The organism is Thainema salinarum CENA647, from assembly GCF_057732415.1.
The window spans coordinates 5491381-5508316 of sequence record NZ_JBYJZJ010000022.1 but is presented as its reverse complement, the minus strand read 5'-3'; the positions used below and the strand labels follow the sequence as shown (position 1 = coordinate 5508316).

The window sequence follows — 16936 nt, the reverse complement described above, 5'->3', positions numbered from 1 at the left end:
AACATTCAGCAGATTTACTTGCCTCGTCCGTCACGTCATGAAAATCATCTACGACCCCGACAAAGACATTCTCCAGATTACGTTTTCGCCCAACGCTGCATACGAGACAACGCAGATGGCTCCAGGGTTCGTGTTGGATTATGACGAAGACGGGCGAGTGATTGGACTGGAAATACGGAAAGCCTCTCAGCGAGTGGATAATCCCTATCAGATGACATACTTGGTGGGCAGTGCTGATTTTGAAAAGCCTCAGCCGAAAGTCAAAGAATAAACAATTCAGAATTTGTGAAGGTCTGTCATCGCATCGTGACGGCAGACCTTCACGTTTAAGGCAAGTACAAGACTGTCAATATTGCGAAAAATTACGCGATCGCATTTCTCGTTCCCGAAAAGATGCATGTTCAGCATCGCCCTGAGATAATGAGGTCACTCTACAATCCTTCGTCCTTTCCTCACCTGGGTTTTAACCTATGTCTCAGCGCCCCATCATTCTCGGCATTGTTGGTGACAGTGCAGCCGGAAAAACGACCCTTACCCGAGGCATCGCCAAGATTCTCGGCGAAGACAGCGTCACGATTATCTGCACGGATGACTATCATCGCTACGATCGAAAGCAGCGAGCTGAGATGGGGATCTCTGCGCTTCATCCTGACTGTAACTACTTGGATATTATTCAGCAGCATTTGGGCTTGCTACGAACCGGACAGTCCATCCTCAAGCCGATTTATAACCACAGTACAGGTGAGTTTGATCCGCCCGAATATATCAAACCAGCCAAGTTTGTGATCGTGGAAGGACTGCTGGGCTACTCCACACGCGGCATGCGAGAAGCCTATGACGTACGCGTTTACCTTGCTCCACCCGAAGATTTACGGGCAAACTGGAAAATCAAGCGCGACACGCGCAAGCGGGGCTACACACCCGAACAAGTTATGGAACAACTCCGCAAGCGAGAATCGGATTCAGAAGCCTATATCCGACATCAGCGGCAGTGGGCTGACGTCGTTGTGACCTTCTATCCACCCGACGAGGGGTCAGGACAAGATGATTTATTACTCAACGTTCGACTGGTCTTGCGTCCTACGATTCCCCACCCCGACTTTACCCATTTTCTAGATGCCAGCGGTAGTCATTTAGGTGATGCCATTCGACTCGAACTAGATCGCGACATGGGTAAACCCGTCGATGTTTTACAGGTCGATGGTCACGCTAATAAAGAGCAGGTGCAGGAGCTAGAAAAGGTGCTCTGCAATGAAGTTCCCTATCTGGGCCAGTTTTGCAGCTTGGATGGCAATGACGATATCGGTAAAGTCGTCGGCACCACGGGCGAAATTCTGCAAAGCTATCCACTGGCACTAACCCAGCTCTTGATTACCTATCACATGCTCAAGGCCATGCGCGTCAAGTAGGACACGGCACTCCGTGTTCCTATACAACTAGCCTCTCCCTACCCAACACCTGGATTAGGGACACGGCATGCCGTGTCCCTACGGAATCGATTCAAAGCTTCCTGTAGGTTGGGTTGAGTGATAACGAAACCCAACATCTGAAGCGAGTCGGAACGTTGGGTTTCGCACGCTCAACCCAACCTACGTCATCAGGCCATGCGGATTAGGTAATTGGGTTTTGGTGCAGGCAATCTGCAACAATAGGCAGGTGCAGTGATTCAAGACCAAGCGCGTGACTACTGATTTGCTTCAAGGCGTGAACCTTTTTCTCATTGGCATGATGGGATCGGGTAAAACCACGGTTGGCCAACTTTTAGCTGAACAGCTCAGCTATCGGTTCTTTGATACCGATGCCGTGATTGAGCAGGCCGCCCATCGTCCGATTCGCGACATTTTTGCCACCGAGGGCGAAGTCGCGTTTCGCCAGCTTGAAACTCAGGTGCTTTCTCAGCTTTCCGCCTATACGCATCTGGTGATTGCCACGGGCGGCGGTATTGTCTTGGAGCGCATGAACTGGAGCTATTTGCGTCACGGCATTGTCGTTTGGCTCGATGTTGCGGTGGATTTGCTGTACGAACGTTTACAAGATGACGCTACCCGTCCACTCCTACAAACCCCTGATCCCCAAAAGACACTGCAAACCATCTTGGGACAGCGCGAGCATCTTTACAGCCAAGCCGATTTGACAATAACCATTCAGCCGCATGAATCGCCAAGCGAAACTTGCGATCGCATCCTCACCGAACTGCCCCACGTTCTCCGGCCTGAAGTGACCGAAGGCAAAATCAACTCCAATCTATAGTCATTTCCTGACATTGATTGAATTCTCGTCTAGATAACGTTGCGATCGCGAGTAGCCTCCCTTACACTGCTGTCAGCTTGGCAACACGATAGATATTCAAGATACTAAAAGCAGAACGGCCTCATGAGCAGCGAGAGCGAATACATCCAAGAAACCGAAGCCACACGGGTACGGGTACTCAGTGAAGCGCTACCCTACATTCAGCAATTTCGGGGGCGCACCGTTGTCGTCAAATATGGCGGTGCGGCCATGAAGGACTCGTCCCTCAAGGCCAAAGTGATTCGCGATGTCGTGTTCATGGCCTGTGTGGGCATTCGGCCCATTTTGGTGCATGGCGGCGGGCCGGAAATCAACTCCTGGCTTGGGAAGCTAGGCATCGAACCGCAGTTTAAGAACGGTTTACGCGTCACCGATGCCCCCACAATGGACGTGGTGGAGATGGTGCTAGTTGGTCGCGTCAACAAAGAAATTGTGTCGCTAATTAACCAGGCAGGTGGCTCCGCTGTTGGCCTCTGCGGCAAGGATGGCGACCTGATTATGGCTCGTCCCCAAGGGCAAGAAGGGATCGGCTTTGTGGGTGAAGTGACCAGCACTAATGTGCGGCTGCTAGAGGAACTGGTCGAAGCGGGTTATATTCCAGTTGTCTCCAGCGTAGCTGCCGATGAGACGGGGCAGGCATACAACATTAACGCCGATACGGTGGCTGGCGAAATTGCAGCGGCAATGGGAGCCGAAAAGCTGATTTTGCTTACCGATACAGCTGGCATTCTCAAAGATTACCAAGATCCCTCAACACTGATTCCACGCGTGGACATTCAGCAAGCTCGCAAGTTAATTGACGATGGCGTTGTCGGTGGTGGCATGATTCCCAAAGTCACCTGCTGCGTGCGATCGCTCGCCCAAGGTGTCAAAGCGGCACACATCGTTGATGGTCGCGTGCCCCATGCTCTGCTGCTGGAGATCTTTACCGACATGGGCATTGGCTCGATGATTGTGGCATCGGAGTATCGGCTGTAGACGTGAGGGTGAATAACCATTCACCCCTACCAGTCAATAAATCGAATCGCCAACGGATACTGATACGGTTCTCCTTTGAAAGCTGCGATCGCACCTAAAATCACGACCACTAAATTCCCAATTAATCCCGCGATCAGCATAGCCGCCAGCAGCAAAAATAGGGGCGATCCCAATAGCGGCAGCATGAGAATGCCAACCGCCAACAGCGCCAGGGTAACAGTGAGCTGAAAGTTCACTACGTCGCGTCCCTGCTGTTCGACAAACGGTGATTCTGCCCGTTTCAGCGACCAGATCGCAAATGGCACCAAAATATTGCTGAACGGAATGCCCAAGTACAGCGACAGGGCACTCAGGTGGCAAATCATGCTCCAGATACGGGCAGATGGCGTGAGTTCTGATGTCGTCATAGATTTCCGCTCCTGATGCAATCGGGATTTAGAAAACTAGAAAGATGCCCTTGTGGCGCGTTCCATCCATAAGAAGTCAACCTAATCAATAAAACGTAACCGTAGGAAATCGGGATAGGAGTACGTTCGGCCTTGATTCGCGGCAATGGCTGCCTTGATGGAATACACAAGTCCGGCAATAATGACGCCAATCAGCGTCAAAATGCCAATGCCACAAATAAATAAAATAATCGAGGCAAAGGCATACAGCGTCATCGTGAGCTGAAAGTTCAGCGATTCCTTGCCGTGGGCGTCGATAAACGGCGACTCTTCTCGCTTAATCAACCAAATCACTAACGGCCCAATGATATTGCCGAAAGGAACTCCGGCGAAGCCAATTAGGGAACTGAGATGACAGGCCATTGCCCACTGGCGCGTTTCTTGATCCATTTCTAAAGTCATAGGATCGGTTTACGGTTGAGTGATGATTAGATACTGTCGAAGGCGACTTGCATGATAGCGCTTTCTATCGGAAGTCAGATCTTACTGACCAGATCTTGCCTTTTTTTAGCCGGATCGAGAAAATCATGCTGTACGCTATGCCTAAGCGTAGCCCTTTAAAGTTGCCCTAAACTAATCATGACCCAATCCCCTCCTCCCGATCCACAATCTAATCGTCGCTTAAGCATTGATGAGCTAATTGCGATCGCAGTTACGTTTCCCATCATGGGCGCAATTTTGTGGTGGGGCATGGGGCGACCGACGGGTTCGCTGCTGTCTACGGGGCCATTATCTGGGCAATCTGACTCACTACAGGATGGCTTGTTTGCGCCGTTCAGCACAGAAGATGACGAGGACGCAGAAGCTGAGGAGCCTGAAGCCGCTTTGCCAACGTTGATTCCAGTTCCAGCTCCAGAGGAAGAAGAAGAAAATGTTTCAACGTCGCGCCGCACTTCAGCACTGCCGCTAATCGGAGCTCGGCCAACCCGTTCTGAGGCAGATGAAATTGAAACCGAAACGGTCTTACCTGCCAGAACCGCCGCATTTCCCGAAGGTGAGGCTACTACCGAAACGGCTCCTGAAGAACCGAGCCAAGTTGCCGTTACGTTTCCCGATGTTTCAAGTGAATACTGGGCTGCTCCGTTCATCGCTGAACTAGCTGAGCGAGATGTGATTTCTGGATTCCCCGATGGCAGTTTTTCGCCGGATCAGCCCGTCAGCCGTGCCGGATATGCCGCTATTTTGGCGGGCGCATTCGACCAGCCGTCTGAGTCGCAGACAGCCACTAACTACGGCGATATTTCAGCCGATTTTTGGGCGCAAGCTGCGATCGCAGAAGCGTCTTCTTCTGGATTCCTCAAGGGCTATCCCGATAACCAGTTTCGGCCTGATACGAATTTGACGCGAGCCGAGGCCATCGTTGCCCTCGCCAATGGTCTGGATTTGCAGCCCCCTGAAAATCCAGATGACATCCTAAATCGCTACAGCGACGCGGATCAGATTCCAGACTATGCCCGTGGTGCGATCGCAGCTGCAACTCAGGCTGGCCTGATCAGCAACTATCCCGATCTCAATCAGTTTGAACCGAGTCAGCCCGCCACCCGCGCCGATATTGCAGCAATGGTGTATCAGGGACTGGTGCAAATTGGACAGGCTGAACCTGTCGAGTCAGAGTACGTTGTGCAGGAGTAGGGTGAATGGCCATTCTCGCCCCTACTAGGCCGATTTAGCCGTTGACGACGGTGACTGGCGCGATCGCACTAAAAACGCCTCTTGCTGCAAAATTTGGTGCAGATTGACATCTTTTTCTAACAGGCAAGCATGACCGCTATTGGGCAGAATCCGAGTTTTCGCGTTGGGCAGATATCGAGCCAAGCGCTGCACTTCTAACACCGATGGCAAGAGTCGATCTGCCTGTCCCGCAATCAGCAATACCGGACGCGTAATCGCTTTCAACTGCGTTTTGGGCAAATGGAAATCGCGCAGCAGCGACAGCCGCCAAGCCGAACTTTTCTGCGAAACAAACTGCATGGCTTCCAGCAGCGCCTGACGTGCATGATCATCCATCCGCTCCAGGGCGGCGAGAAACGGCAACAGCCCGTAGGTAGACAACTGGTACAGCGGACTCGGAATCAGCGGCGTTAAACCCGAACCCCAGTGCATCCAGGGCAGTTGACCATAGGAAGAAGCTGGGTTAATTAAAATCATCCGGTCAAAAATTGTCGGATGGGCGACCGCAAGTTTGAGCGCTAAACAACCGCCGAAGGATTCTCCACAGAGATACACGGGGCGCTTCAAGTGCGATCGCACTTCCTGTCGAATTAAACGCACCACCTGCTCAACCAGCCCGTCCCAATTCGTCAAATCGTCTGCAGGCACAGACAGACAGCGAATATCAAAACTGCGCTCCAGTCCATCTAGCTGAGTTCGCAGCAATTCGCCTGTGCCATCCATCCCTGGCAAAAAGATAAACAGGGGATGACTGGGTTTTAACGTTGTGGGAGTTAGGAAGCGGACTTTCGGTAATTCAGGAACGGTCATAGCGTTGGGTTGTGGGGGTGTGCTACGGATTGAGACCAGCATCATGCCTTGTGGTCACGCAATCCGCCACGTATTGAAAGCCTGCAGAAAGCCTGCAGGATGAAAAATTGTTGCAGCATCTATGATCCAGTTTAACCATTGCTCTGCATCTAAAACACGCCATTATAGCCTTTGCCATTTTGATTGAGACCTCTACGAAATCCAGCGCTTGCCTGTTTTCAGAGTTTTCCAATAGACTCAACCAATGTAACTACGGTCATCACAACCCAATCTGCATTTAGGGTATAAAGCCTATGTTGCGATATGTAAAGCGCTATCCCTGGTGGAATTTGTCATGAAAAAGTCTTAATATTGTTGTCAAATGTCCCCGACCGTAACCTTCAATCGCGATCGCATCGGAGACATCATGAATTCCTCTACCCGCGAGCTTGATGCCATGCTGCTGTCTAACCGTTCGTCTCGATTTTCGTTGCGATTGAATGATGCGCCAGTTGCCTACGGCTGGCTAGCCGGAGTTGCGATCGCAGCCAGCGTGTCGGGAGCCAATCCAGCCTCTGCTCAAGTCATGGAGCAGCTACCGCCACCGCCGAATGTCACCTTTGGCGAAACGCTGCCAACCGCCACCCCCGTTCCCTACCGCAGCAGCAGCTCAGCTTCGAGTCGAGCCGCTACACAGGACGCCTATCTTGTCTTTGTCAATGGCGACAGTCCGCTGATGCTCCAGCAGGTGCGAGCCATCGTTCCGTCTGCCGACTATCGAGAGCATGAGGGGCGCACCGTGATCGATGCTGGCGTGTTTCAGCAGCAGGACGACGCCAACCAGCAAATCGCCCAGCTTGAGTCGCGCGGCATTGGTGCAGGTTTGGATCGGGTCGAAGTTGCCGCTAGCGGTGCATTAACTAATTCGTTCGCGGGTACGGGTGGTTCTGCGCCGCGCGAGGTGGAGTTCGGCCAGTCAACGGTTGCTGTCGCGCCGAGTTCGAGTGTGCCCATCCCCGTCAATCAAAGTGACGAGGACTCTGAGGACTCTGCTAACTACTTTGTAGTCGTACCCAGCAACGGCGCAAGTGTAGAGGCAATGAGCCAATATGTCGCTCAGTTAGCCCTAGATGCCCCAGCTAGCGGGGTGCAAATCGGTAGCCATCTGGGTTCCCACGTCCGCGTTGGCCCCTTCCGCGATCGCGGCACCGCCCAAAACTGGGAAAACTACCTGCGCGCCTTCGGCATGGACGCCCGCGTTCACTATCGGCGTTAATTCAATCCATATATACCTTATCTGTAGGGGCGAATGGCCATTCGCCCCTATGTGACCTGCATTAATGACAGATACTTTCCAGCGTTGCCACAAAATCCGGATAGGAAATGGACGCGGCTTCAGCGCGGGCAATGGTAGTTGAACCCGAGGCCACTAGAGCTGCGATCGCAAGGCTCATCGCAATTCGGTGATCGGTGTAGCTATCTAGTGCGGCCCCGCTGAGCGACGTTTTGCCCGTAATTTCTAGGCCGTCGTGTCGTTCCGTCACATTGGCACCCATCGCCGTGAGCTGTTTTGCCATCACCGCTAAGCGATCGCTCTCTTTCACCCGCAGTTCTGCTGCGTCTTCAATCACGGTTGTCCCTTCAGCAAAAGCCGCCGCCACCGCAATAATTGGAATTTCATCAATCAGGCGCGGCACCAGATCCCCAGCAATGTGGCACGGCTTCAGTGGACTGTAGCGCACCCGCAAATCGGCCACGGGTTCTCCCGCCACTTCCCGCTGATTTTCCAGCGTGATATCAGCTTCCATTTGCGCCAGGGCTTCTAGAATGCCTGTGCGGGTGGGATTAACGCCAACGTTTTCAATCACCAACTCCGAATCCGGCACAATTGCCGCCGCCACCAGCCAGAATGCGGCAGAACTGATGTCACCGGGAACAACAACGGTTTGTCCGTTTAACTTGGCAGGCCCAATCACTGTCGAGCTACAGGTTTCCTCATCAACCTGGATATTGGCCCCAAACGCCGCCAGCATCCGCTCACTGTGATCCCGCGATCGCGCTGGCTCCGTCACCGTCGTTGCCCCCTCGGCCATCAGTCCTGCCAGTAAGACACAAGATTTCACCTGGGCAGACGCAATCGGCGACTGGTAGTGAATCGGCTTCAGCGCCGTACCCTGAATCGCCAACGGTGCCAATGTGCTGCCACAGCGGCCCCAGATATTGGCTCCCATCAACCGCAGCGGGTTAACGACTCGTGACATAGGCCGCGATCGCAGCGAATCATCGCCCGTCACCGTAAAGAACCGATCGGGATGAGATGCCAAAATGCCCAGCATTAGCCGCAGCGTGGTGCCAGAATTGCCCGCATTCAGCACGTCTATCGGCTCTTGCAGTTGGCCAAGACCAAGCCCTTGCACCCGCACTTCGGTTTCATTCAGCGGCGAAATCTGCGCTCCCATGGCTCGAAAGCACTCAGCCGTACTGCGCGGATCTTCGCCTAGCAGCAAGCCTTGAATAATTGTCTCGCCCTCGGCCAGTGCGCCCAGCATCAGTGCCCGATGGGAAATTGACTTATCACCCGGCACCCGGATGCGTCCCCGTAGCGCCAATCCGGTTGTGGGTGGATGAATTACTAAAGATTGATGAGATTCAGCGGAATTGAGGGTGACAGTCTTGTGCGATCGCATTAGGCTAAATTAGGCAAGCATTCGTCTAGCCATCCTACCCCGTTTTTGAGCCACCTCTCGCGACAAATTCTGCTCCTCACACTCCTAAAATTTGCCCATGCTAACCCATCGCCATCGGCCCGTCAGCTTGTCTCTGCTGTCGTTTGATTTACCCGTCTGGTCAACGATTGAAACGGCAGCCACGCTCTACCAAAAAGACGAGCAGCGGTTTCATCTACTGCTAACTGAACCTGTGATCAAAGAGGCCAGCCTCGGTCAAGATCACCTCAACGATGCGGCAGTCACTCCTTTTGGCCTCACTTCTACGGTTGAAACGCCTCGGCTCCTGTGGTTTGAGATCTCGCCCTATCGAGTCATCATGACCATGCAGGGCAATGGTCGCTTCAGCTATCGCCATCTTTGGGGGCCGGGAATTTTTGGCCTCAGCCGCTACTGGCTCCAGCATCCCAAGCTAAAAGACGTTGAGCAGATTCGTATGCGGAACTACACCCGTAGCCTGACGGTGAGCGGTGAGCCGCTGCCAGAGCGTCTGCGATTAGAGTATGAGCTATGGGCTAACCAGCTTCATCTGGGCCACTACGTGTTGAACCTGGAAATTCAGCATTAGAAGACTAACCTGTAACTGATGAAAGCAGTAGTTGATCTTCTACTTACAGCTTGCAATCACTCGCTTCAGTTCAGGCGATACGGCCACTGTCAGCGCATCTTCACCCTGAAGATCAACAGTTAGCGTATCCGCTTCAGCTAACTGCTCTAACCACGGATCGGTGTTCACCATGCGGCCTGTGTAGCCTGGCAGCTCCCAACTGGTACCAGTGGCTCGCAGCAGTGTGTTCCCTTCCGGCAACAACAGATTCATATTGATATAGCTGTAGCCACTTAGGTTAGGACATAAGCTAGGGTTAAGAGGTAGTATTTTGCGCTTGGAATTGGATGGCTCAACCCTACAGCGAAGATTTTCGGCAAAAAGTGATCGACGCGATTGAGTTAAACGGCCTCAAGAAAAGTGAGGTGAGTGAAGGATTTGGCATCAGCCGCAATACAATAAACCGCTGGTATCGGCAAAAGGCTGAACTAGGGCATCTCAAAGCCAACGTCAGGACAACTGCCAATCCAAGAGCCAAAATCAAAGACTGGGATGCCTTTCGCAGCTTTGTCAAGCAGCATCAAGACAAAACGCAAGCGGAGATGGCCGCCTTGTGGCCCGACCCCATCAGCCAACGAACGATGTCTCGGGCATTGCAAAAGATTGGCTTTACGCGAAAAAAAAGACCTATGGCTACGGCCAACGAGACGAGGGGAAACGGGCTGAGTTTCAAGCTCAACTCGGCGATCCAAAGGCGACTCATTTAGTCTATGTCGATGAATCGGGCATGGATGAGCGCGACGACTACGGCTATGGATATGCCCCTATCGGTGAACGAGTTTACGACCTCAAATCTGGCCAACGCCACGGGCGAGTCAATATGATCGCGGGCTATCGAGGCTCTGAGCTGATTGCTCCGTTTACCATTGAAGGAACTTGTAATCGAGTGGTCTTTGAGACCTGGCTTGAAACTTGCTTAATTCCGACCTTGCAGCCAGGGGACTGGGTGATTGTGGATAATGCCACCTTTCACAAAGGCGGACGGATCGCCGAACTGATTGAGGCCGCCAACTCTCACCTGGTTTATCTTCCCCCTTATTCTCCTGACCTCAATCGCATTGAGAAGTGTTGGGCTTGGTTAAAAAGCCGCATTCGAAAGCGTCTCCCCTCCTCAACCAGTTTACGCCAGGCAATGGAAGCGGTTCTCAAGCAAGCGGCGTCCTAATGAGAATGGCTACGGCTATAATGCTGTTCTCCGGTGCATTCGCCGCCCGATAAAACACCAACTCTTCAGCCAAATCATCGCAACTGACCGAAAAGACTGCATCACTGGCCTCATAGCCATAGATCGCAGTCGTCGTGCCATTAATGTCTTTGAACGTCCAAAACGATACACTGTCCTCCTGATTGCTGTCCTGTGTATCGGTTGGATTCGCAGCACTCGGTAGTACCGTTTCAACAGGGCTAGTATCCGCTTCATTTTGCGGCGATAAACTGCAAGCAGAGAGCGCTAATGTTCCCAGTACCAAGGCTGTAGCGTTTACTCGTACCACTTGCACCTCCGATCACTCAAACATAAACCTATTGACGCGACATCTTATAGCTTGTTTCGCCTTGATCCACACAAGCAATTTGATTCGTTTACCGTCAATACTTTAAACTGCGATCGCTTATGGAACAAAAAGACGACCAGCTCCCATAAAATTTTCAGCATCAATCAAAATTTCTAGGATACGGTCAACACAATGGTTACGGTAAACGCGAGCGTCCAGAAAACGGTCAGGATCGCCAATTGTGATCACCGGCCAAGACTCTGACGTATTTTCCTCACGCAGAACCTGTTCCAATGATTCTTCACCTTTCATGCTGCGATTAGCTGTCCGCAAAATCATTCGGTTCGACTGAGCAGTTCTCCAAACCGCGCGATCGCTGCTGTCAATTGGCAGATTCATTTCCTTGAAAGTCAAAAAGCGAATTGGAAGTAAGTCTAACCAACCTTGACTAGCAATATTGCCAAGTAAAATCTCTGCATGTCCCCCTAAATGTGATCAACAAGGAAGATCATACTTCTAGTTCATGTTGAGCCTTCTGTGCCTCAAGTTTGGCTCTGAGAACGTTCTTGTCTGGGCTAGGAGGCATTGCTGCAATACGAGCAAAATGAGCACGATTGCGTTCTTCCCAATACTGCCGAGTTTCCTTGGCCTGCTGCAAAACAACTTGATATTCTGCTTCAACTTCAGCCTGATTCTTCTCGATATACGCTAAAGCTGTATTCATTTGCTCCTCTGTTAAATCAAACAAAGAACGGACAAACTTTGGCGGATATTGCGCTTTGATATATTCCATCACATCGTAAAGAGTGATACGTGTTCCTGAGACGGTTAGACCACGCTCTGTACGAATAATTGTTGGGTTTTGATTAACCTCTAAAGTCATACCTATAGTTTCCCATTCAGGAACTAGCCCTAGTGTAGTTCGCAGTTTTAATATTCAAAAACCGCATTTGCGATTTTGATAAACTAAAACCCAACAGCCACGAACTGTTGGGTTTCGCAGGCTCAACGCCAACCTACGGGGGGCGATGCGCTAATCAGATTTGGTGATTGGAGACTAATCATCAACTATCGGCTTCTAACGCTGCAGTGCGAACCGAGACTTGTAAGGTTTGCTGGCCGCGACGCACTTGGACTCGGAGGCGCTGACCCACGCGGCTGTGATCAATTAGACTTTGCAGATCTTCAGCATTTTTAGTGGGTGTCCCGTCAATCGATTGCAGCACATCGCCGCGACGAATCCCGGCTTCGGCGGCAGGCGTATTGGGGAAAACGCGCACGACTAGAACCCCTTCAACTTCTGGCAGCATCATGGCCGCATTGGGATCGTCATTATTGCGCTTAGCGGCATCGGGCGTCAGCGTGGCAATTTGGACGCCGAGATAAGGATGGTCAACCTGTTTGCCTTCAATCAGTTGAGACGAAATTTCCTTCGCCTTGTTAATGGGAATCGCAAAGCCAATTCCCATCGCGTCGGCGCGAATGGCGGTGTTGATGCCAATCACCTCGCCTCGGTCATTCAGAAGCGGGCCACCAGAGTTACCAGGGTTAATTGCCGCATCGGTTTGAATAAATTCGAGGCGCTTATTGGGGATGCCAACCGTCGCACTGGAGCGCTTGAGCGTGCTGATGATGCCGAGAGTAACGGTATTGTCCAAACCGAGAGGATTGCCAACTGCGATCGCCCAGTCACCCACTTCAATCGTGTCGGAATCACCCAGTGGTGCAATCGGTAAATCTGGATCATCGGCTTGGATGCGAATCACAGCTAAATCAGTGACTTGATCTACCCCTTCCACGGTGCCCTCGAACGTGCGGCCATCTTTGAGTGTGACGGTCACCTTATCAGCATTATTCACCACGTGGGCGTTGGTGAGGATATCACCGTTCAAATCCACGATAAAACCGGAACCCTGGCCTTGCAGGGTACGCTCTTGAGGAGGAACGTTGAATCCTTCGGGCGCGCCAAAGAAGCCTCGAAAAAATGGATCGTCAAACAGCGGATTCGGTTGACGGGTGATGGTGCGTTCTGTATCGATGCGGACAACGGCGGGGCCAACGCGACGCACGGCGGCAGCCACAAAGCTATCTTGGACAATCGGTGCCGCCTCAGGGTTTGTTTCTGCGCCTAATACCTGCGCTTGTGCTGTGCTAGGGCTGCATAGAGTTGCGATCGCAACCATCAGCACCAAAACGCTCATCCTGACCCATCGACGAAACCGAGTTGCCATAGTTGCAAGTTTTAGTAGTTGTCCCATACTGTACAGCGTTCCAGCCCGTTGTTTCGTTATCATCTTCGTCATCTCAGTTGCGATTCAGTAAGAACCCGAGACTATTCAGTACGATAGTCTAAGAAAGAAATGCAAGTGAACCTAAGTAGGTTGCATAAATAAACGCATCTAAGAAACCGGGGGAGTTCTCCTCCGGGGCGCTCCCCCGGCTTCTTAGGTCATATGTGTAGCTTACTTATTCACTTCCTACTCACATCTTGCCCTAAAACCCAGGAGGGTCGCTCTGCCGCTGCAACGCGGCGGTAAAGTAGCAGTCTTGGGTATAACAAGGTGCAAGATATAAACATATTGACTTGGATAGCAAATCAATGGGCAACCCGTCCAATTCGGATTTCCGCCATTGTTGCCGCCATTGGTCGATGTCCAACTACGCCCAATTACGCCCAACTACGTTCTGATGAAGATGAACCCACTACCCCCCAATCAACCCTCGCGACTGGGATTGAATGTGCGATTCTCTGCGAGACGGCAAAGCCAAACGCGGCGGCGCTTTTTGGGCTTGAGCCTTGGCTTTGCCATTGGGTTAGTCGCTAGTTGTTCCGCTAGCGGCTCCTCAACAGCTGGTGGTGATTCATTCCCCATGCAGTTGGCGACCCATCTCAGCGAAAGCGGAGCCCAAATGTACGGTGCATTTTGGTGCCCCCACTGCCAAACTCAGAAGGCGCAGTTTGGCAATGCCGTTGATGCAATTCCCTACGTTGAGTGCGACCCAGAAGGCGAAAATGCTCAGCCCGAGTTGTGTCAAGCCAAGAATATTCAGGGCTATCCCACCTGGGAAGTTAACGGTCAGCTCTCGCCAGGGGTGAAGTCGCTCGGAGAACTGGCAGAACTCTCTGGCTTTACGGGCGAAATTCCTGAAACCGCTTACGAGATCCAGCGCAACTAGCACCCCATCTGGCCTGCCGATTCTTTCCTACCCTCTTTCTGCCTTCTATGACCACCTCAAAATCGTCCGAATCTGAGCGCATCGCCTCCACTCGGAGTGGTGCATCCTCAGCTAAATCTAAATCCATAAAATCCATAAAATCTATAGATCGGCAAGAACGCACAGTCTCTGCTGATCACATCCATGCTGACTCTGGGCAGGATGAGACTGGTCATCACTCCCATACCCATCCCCATGTTCACAGCGAGGAATCGCTGCGGCAAATCGTCAATCGCCTATCGCGCGTAGAAGGCCATATTCGCGGCATCAAAACGATGGTGCAAGAAAGCCGCCCCTGTCCAGATATCTTGGTGCAAATCGCCGCCGTGCGCGGTGCCCTCGATCGGGTGGCGCGAATCATTCTCGACGAGCACCTCTCTGAGTGTATTGGTCGCGCTGCCGCTGAAGGAAATATCGAAGCGGAAATCGAAGAACTGAAAGCGGCGCTCGATCGTTTTATTCGCTAGCTGTCTTGCCAGAGCCAATTGAGCTGTAGAGCAGTCGGGTAAAAGCGTCAAAATCGGACTGACATCAATCGTGAAGGAGGTCGCAGGGCTTATCGTCCTGCGGTATCTCCAGTCTACTTAAACCTAAAATCGAAGTATGTGCTGCCGCGTCGCGGCAGCACATACTTCGATTAGCTCACCATGCGGCCCATCTGCTGTTCTTTGATGCGCTCTAAACTGCCGACTGGAATGGAGGCAATCAGCCGTTGCGTATAGGGCTGGCTGGGATGATAGTAAATCTCGCCTGCGGGGCCAGTTTCCTCAATCTTGCCATCGTTCATCACCATAATGCGATCGCTCATGAATTCGACGACGCTCAGATCGTGAGAGATGAAGATATAGGTGAGGTCAAACTCCTGCTGGAGTTCTTTCAGCAAGTTGAGTACCTGGGCCTGCACCGATACGTCTAGAGCTGATACGGATTCGTCGCAGATAATAAATTTGGGATTGAGCGCCAAGGCTCGCGCCACACAAATTCGCTGCCGCTGACCGCCGGAAAACTCGTGGGGATAGCGATTCATGCAGTTTGGATTCAGCCCGACCCGCTCTAGTAGATAAGCAGTGCGTTCTTTACGGTTGCGCTTGCTTTTACCGACGCCGTGAATCCGCAGTGGCTCCATGATGGCTGCACCAACGGTCATGCGCGGATCGAGAGAGCTAAATGGATCTTGGAAAATGATTTGCATATCGCGCCGCAGTTGCCGCAGCGCCCGTCCGCTGACGTTGGTGACTTCTCGTCCTTCAAACCAGACTCGGCCACCGGACGGTCGCACCAGCTTTAGTAAGGCGCGAGACAGCGTAGTTTTGCCGCAGCCGGATTCGCCCACCAGTCCCAGCGTCTCACCGCGATTTACCTGGAACGACACGCCATCGACGGCCATGATGTGGCGCTTGGCCTGCCCAAACAAGCCACGTACGGGAAAGGCTACTTTGAAATCTTCCACTCGCACCAGCGGTTCGCGCTTTTTGAGTTCTTCTAGACGCTGGCGCGTTTCGGCTTCGGAAATCGGATCGTTGAGTTTTTCCGCCTCGGCTACCGAGATTTGGCGCTCTTGGATTTGGATTTCTCCCGTGGGCGTTTCCACCTCTTCCATAAAGTCGGCAATGGTGGGCAGATAGCGCAAGCGCTTATCCGGCTGAGGGCGGCAGGCCAGTAGCCCTTTGGTATAGGGGTGCTGAGGGTTGGAGAAGATATCCCAAACGGTGCCGTACTCGACGATTTTACCCTGGTACATCACCACCACCATGTCAGCAATTTCGGCCACAATACTGAGGTCGTGAGTGATGAACATGAGGGACATGCCTCTGCGATCGCGCAATTCTCGCATCAGATCCAAAATGCGGGCCTGCACGGTCACATCCAGCGCCGTGGTTGGCTCATCGGCAATCAGCAGCGAGGGATTGCAGGAAATCGACATGGCGATCATCACCCGCTGAATTTGTCCCCCCGATAGCTCATGGGGATAGCGATCCAGAAACGATTGCTTGTAGCGATTAATTTCTTGCTGGATTTCGGTGCGATCGCGATCGCTCAACCGATCAATTGCGACTTGTAAGCGATCGGATTCGACAACTTGTACGGAAGTTTCGAACGAATCCACTGGCGCAGTCGGTTCAGCACTGAAACTTTCATCCACATCGGCAATGTTGACTAAGTTCCGCTCAATTAAGTGCTGCTTCCACAGCTCATCGTCGGATTGGATTAACTGCACCTCTTGTAAAAGTGCGATCGCTTTGCGGCGAGCTTCCGATTTGCCTACATCCTGATGCAGTTGAATCGCCTCAGCGAGCTGATAACCACAGGTATAGACCGGATTCAGCGAACTCATCGGTTCCTGAAAAATCATGGAGATCTGACCGCCGCGAAACTTTTGCATATCTTCAGACGGCAGCTTCAGCAGATCGATGGCATCGCCCTCGGCTTCCAGCCCTTTGAACCAGATTTCGCCACTCGTTACTCGTCCCGGTGGATTTGGCACCAGCCCCATTACCGCCAGCGACGTGACCGATTTGCCTGAACCGGATTCGCCCACGATGCCAACGGTTTGTCCCCGTTTAACCTGAAATGAAACATCATCGACCGCCCGAACCAGGCGTTCATCAGTCTGGAAGTCAACCGTGAGATGGCGAACGTCGAGGATAGTGTCATTCATGTGGTATTCAAACTGGCAATAGATAGGAAGGCAGAAATTTCGTCAACTTTAGCATTTTTGGC

Annotated in this window: 20 protein-coding genes; 10 read left to right on the top strand and 10 right to left on the bottom strand. The window is 52.2% G+C overall.

Going from position 1 to position 16936, the window contains the following annotated elements; all coding sequences use genetic code 11:
- The first annotated feature begins 37 nt into the window (after positions 1-37).
- From AC286M_RS30845 to argB, 4 genes are all read left to right on the top strand, one after another.
- The gene (locus AC286M_RS30845) at positions 38-271 is read left to right on the top strand and encodes a DUF2283 domain-containing protein (RefSeq protein WP_488208038.1); all 234 of its coding nucleotides are present in this window, start codon (positions 38-40) and stop codon (positions 269-271) included.
- Between the two features lie 199 nt (positions 272-470).
- Complete coding sequence (locus AC286M_RS30840; protein WP_488208037.1) at positions 471-1409, top strand: phosphoribulokinase; 939 nt, start codon at positions 471-473, stop codon at positions 1407-1409.
- Positions 1410-1680: 271 nt separating this feature from the next.
- A complete protein-coding gene (locus AC286M_RS30835; protein WP_488208036.1) occupies positions 1681-2250 on the top strand; it encodes a shikimate kinase in 570 nt (189 codons plus the stop codon).
- A gap of 123 nt (positions 2251-2373) precedes the next feature.
- Positions 2374-3267 carry an acetylglutamate kinase gene (gene argB / locus AC286M_RS30830; RefSeq protein ID WP_488208035.1) on the top strand — a complete coding sequence of 298 codons (894 nt, stop codon included), beginning with the start codon at positions 2374-2376 and terminating at the stop codon, positions 3265-3267.
- Positions 3268-3293: 26 nt separating this feature from the next.
- Here the strand turns inward: argB and AC286M_RS30825 are convergent, their stop codons facing one another.
- Together AC286M_RS30825 and AC286M_RS30820 are read right to left on the bottom strand one after the other, a co-directional pair.
- Positions 3294-3674: a DUF4870 domain-containing protein gene (locus tag AC286M_RS30825; protein WP_488208034.1), complete on the bottom strand. Its 381-nt coding sequence runs from the start codon at positions 3672-3674 to the stop codon at positions 3294-3296.
- Between the two features lie 81 nt (positions 3675-3755).
- Positions 3756-4115, bottom strand: a complete 360-nt coding sequence (locus AC286M_RS30820; RefSeq protein ID WP_488208033.1) for a DUF4870 domain-containing protein — start codon at positions 4113-4115, stop codon at positions 3756-3758.
- Between the two features lie 177 nt (positions 4116-4292).
- Between AC286M_RS30820 and AC286M_RS30815 the strand changes: the two genes are divergently transcribed.
- Positions 4293-5345, top strand: a complete 1053-nt coding sequence (locus tag AC286M_RS30815; RefSeq protein WP_488208032.1) for an S-layer homology domain-containing protein — start codon at positions 4293-4295, stop codon at positions 5343-5345.
- Between the two features lie 24 nt (positions 5346-5369).
- Here AC286M_RS30815 and AC286M_RS30810 read toward each other — a convergent pair whose 3' ends face one another.
- On the bottom strand, positions 5370-6194 hold the full coding sequence (locus AC286M_RS30810; RefSeq protein WP_488208031.1) for an alpha/beta fold hydrolase: 825 nt from the start codon (positions 6192-6194) through the stop codon (positions 5370-5372).
- 406 nt (positions 6195-6600) lie between these two features.
- On the opposite strand from AC286M_RS30810, the gene AC286M_RS30805 reads away from it, so the two are divergent.
- Positions 6601-7449 (top strand): hypothetical protein, encoded by an 849-nt coding sequence (locus tag AC286M_RS30805; protein WP_488208030.1) that lies wholly within the window; start codon positions 6601-6603, stop codon positions 7447-7449.
- A gap of 61 nt (positions 7450-7510) precedes the next feature.
- On the opposite strand, the gene aroA is transcribed toward AC286M_RS30805, so the two are convergent.
- Complete coding sequence (gene aroA / locus AC286M_RS30800) at positions 7511-8860, bottom strand: 3-phosphoshikimate 1-carboxyvinyltransferase (protein WP_488208029.1); 1350 nt, start codon at positions 8858-8860, stop codon at positions 7511-7513.
- A 97-nt stretch (positions 8861-8957) separates the two neighbouring features.
- On the opposite strand from aroA, the gene AC286M_RS30795 reads away from it, so the two are divergent.
- Positions 8958-9467 carry a hypothetical protein gene (locus AC286M_RS30795; RefSeq protein ID WP_488208028.1) on the top strand — a complete coding sequence of 170 codons (510 nt, stop codon included), beginning with the start codon at positions 8958-8960 and terminating at the stop codon, positions 9465-9467.
- A gap of 39 nt (positions 9468-9506) precedes the next feature.
- On the opposite strand, the gene AC286M_RS30790 is transcribed toward AC286M_RS30795, so the two are convergent.
- Positions 9507-9719 carry a hypothetical protein gene (locus tag AC286M_RS30790; RefSeq protein ID WP_488208027.1) on the bottom strand — a complete coding sequence of 71 codons (213 nt, stop codon included), beginning with the start codon at positions 9717-9719 and terminating at the stop codon, positions 9507-9509.
- Between the two features lie 74 nt (positions 9720-9793).
- Here AC286M_RS30790 and AC286M_RS30785 point away from each other — a divergent pair.
- Positions 9794-10671 (top strand): IS630 family transposase gene (locus AC286M_RS30785; protein ID WP_488204631.1). Its coding sequence is split into 2 segments (ribosomal slippage): positions 9794-10123 and positions 10126-10671, totalling 876 coding nucleotides; the frame shifts between segments, so codons are not numbered across the junction.
- Here the strand turns inward: AC286M_RS30785 and AC286M_RS30780 are convergent.
- From AC286M_RS30780 to AC286M_RS30765, 4 genes are all read right to left on the bottom strand, one after another.
- Complete coding sequence (locus AC286M_RS30780) at positions 10652-10999, bottom strand: hypothetical protein (protein ID WP_488208026.1); 348 nt, start codon at positions 10997-10999, stop codon at positions 10652-10654. The two genes, AC286M_RS30785 and AC286M_RS30780, sit on opposite strands and share 20 nt — an antisense overlap.
- Positions 11000-11116: 117 nt before the next feature.
- The gene (locus AC286M_RS30775; protein WP_488208025.1) at positions 11117-11311 is read right to left on the bottom strand and encodes a hypothetical protein; all 195 of its coding nucleotides are present in this window, start codon (positions 11309-11311) and stop codon (positions 11117-11119) included.
- A gap of 196 nt (positions 11312-11507) precedes the next feature.
- Entirely contained in the window at positions 11508-11882 is a 375-nt protein-coding gene (locus AC286M_RS30770) for a DUF433 domain-containing protein (protein WP_488208024.1), read from the bottom strand.
- A 181-nt stretch (positions 11883-12063) separates the two neighbouring features.
- Positions 12064-13230, bottom strand: a complete 1167-nt coding sequence (locus tag AC286M_RS30765) for an HhoA/HhoB/HtrA family serine endopeptidase (RefSeq protein WP_488208023.1) — start codon at positions 13228-13230, stop codon at positions 12064-12066.
- 463 nt (positions 13231-13693) lie between these two features.
- Here AC286M_RS30765 and AC286M_RS30760 point away from each other — a divergent pair, with 463 nt between their 5' ends.
- Both AC286M_RS30760 and AC286M_RS30755 read left to right on the top strand, forming a co-directional pair.
- Positions 13694-14176 carry a thioredoxin domain-containing protein gene (locus AC286M_RS30760; protein WP_488208022.1) on the top strand — a complete coding sequence of 161 codons (483 nt, stop codon included), beginning with the start codon at positions 13694-13696 and terminating at the stop codon, positions 14174-14176.
- 47 nt (positions 14177-14223) lie between these two features.
- Positions 14224-14682: a metal-sensing transcriptional repressor gene (locus AC286M_RS30755; protein ID WP_488208021.1), complete on the top strand. Its 459-nt coding sequence runs from the start codon at positions 14224-14226 to the stop codon at positions 14680-14682.
- 170 nt (positions 14683-14852) lie between these two features.
- Here the strand turns inward: AC286M_RS30755 and AC286M_RS30750 are convergent, their stop codons facing one another.
- Entirely contained in the window at positions 14853-16874 is a 2022-nt protein-coding gene (locus AC286M_RS30750) for an ABC transporter ATP-binding protein (protein WP_488208020.1), read from the bottom strand.
- Between the last annotated feature and the right edge of the window lie 62 nt (positions 16875-16936).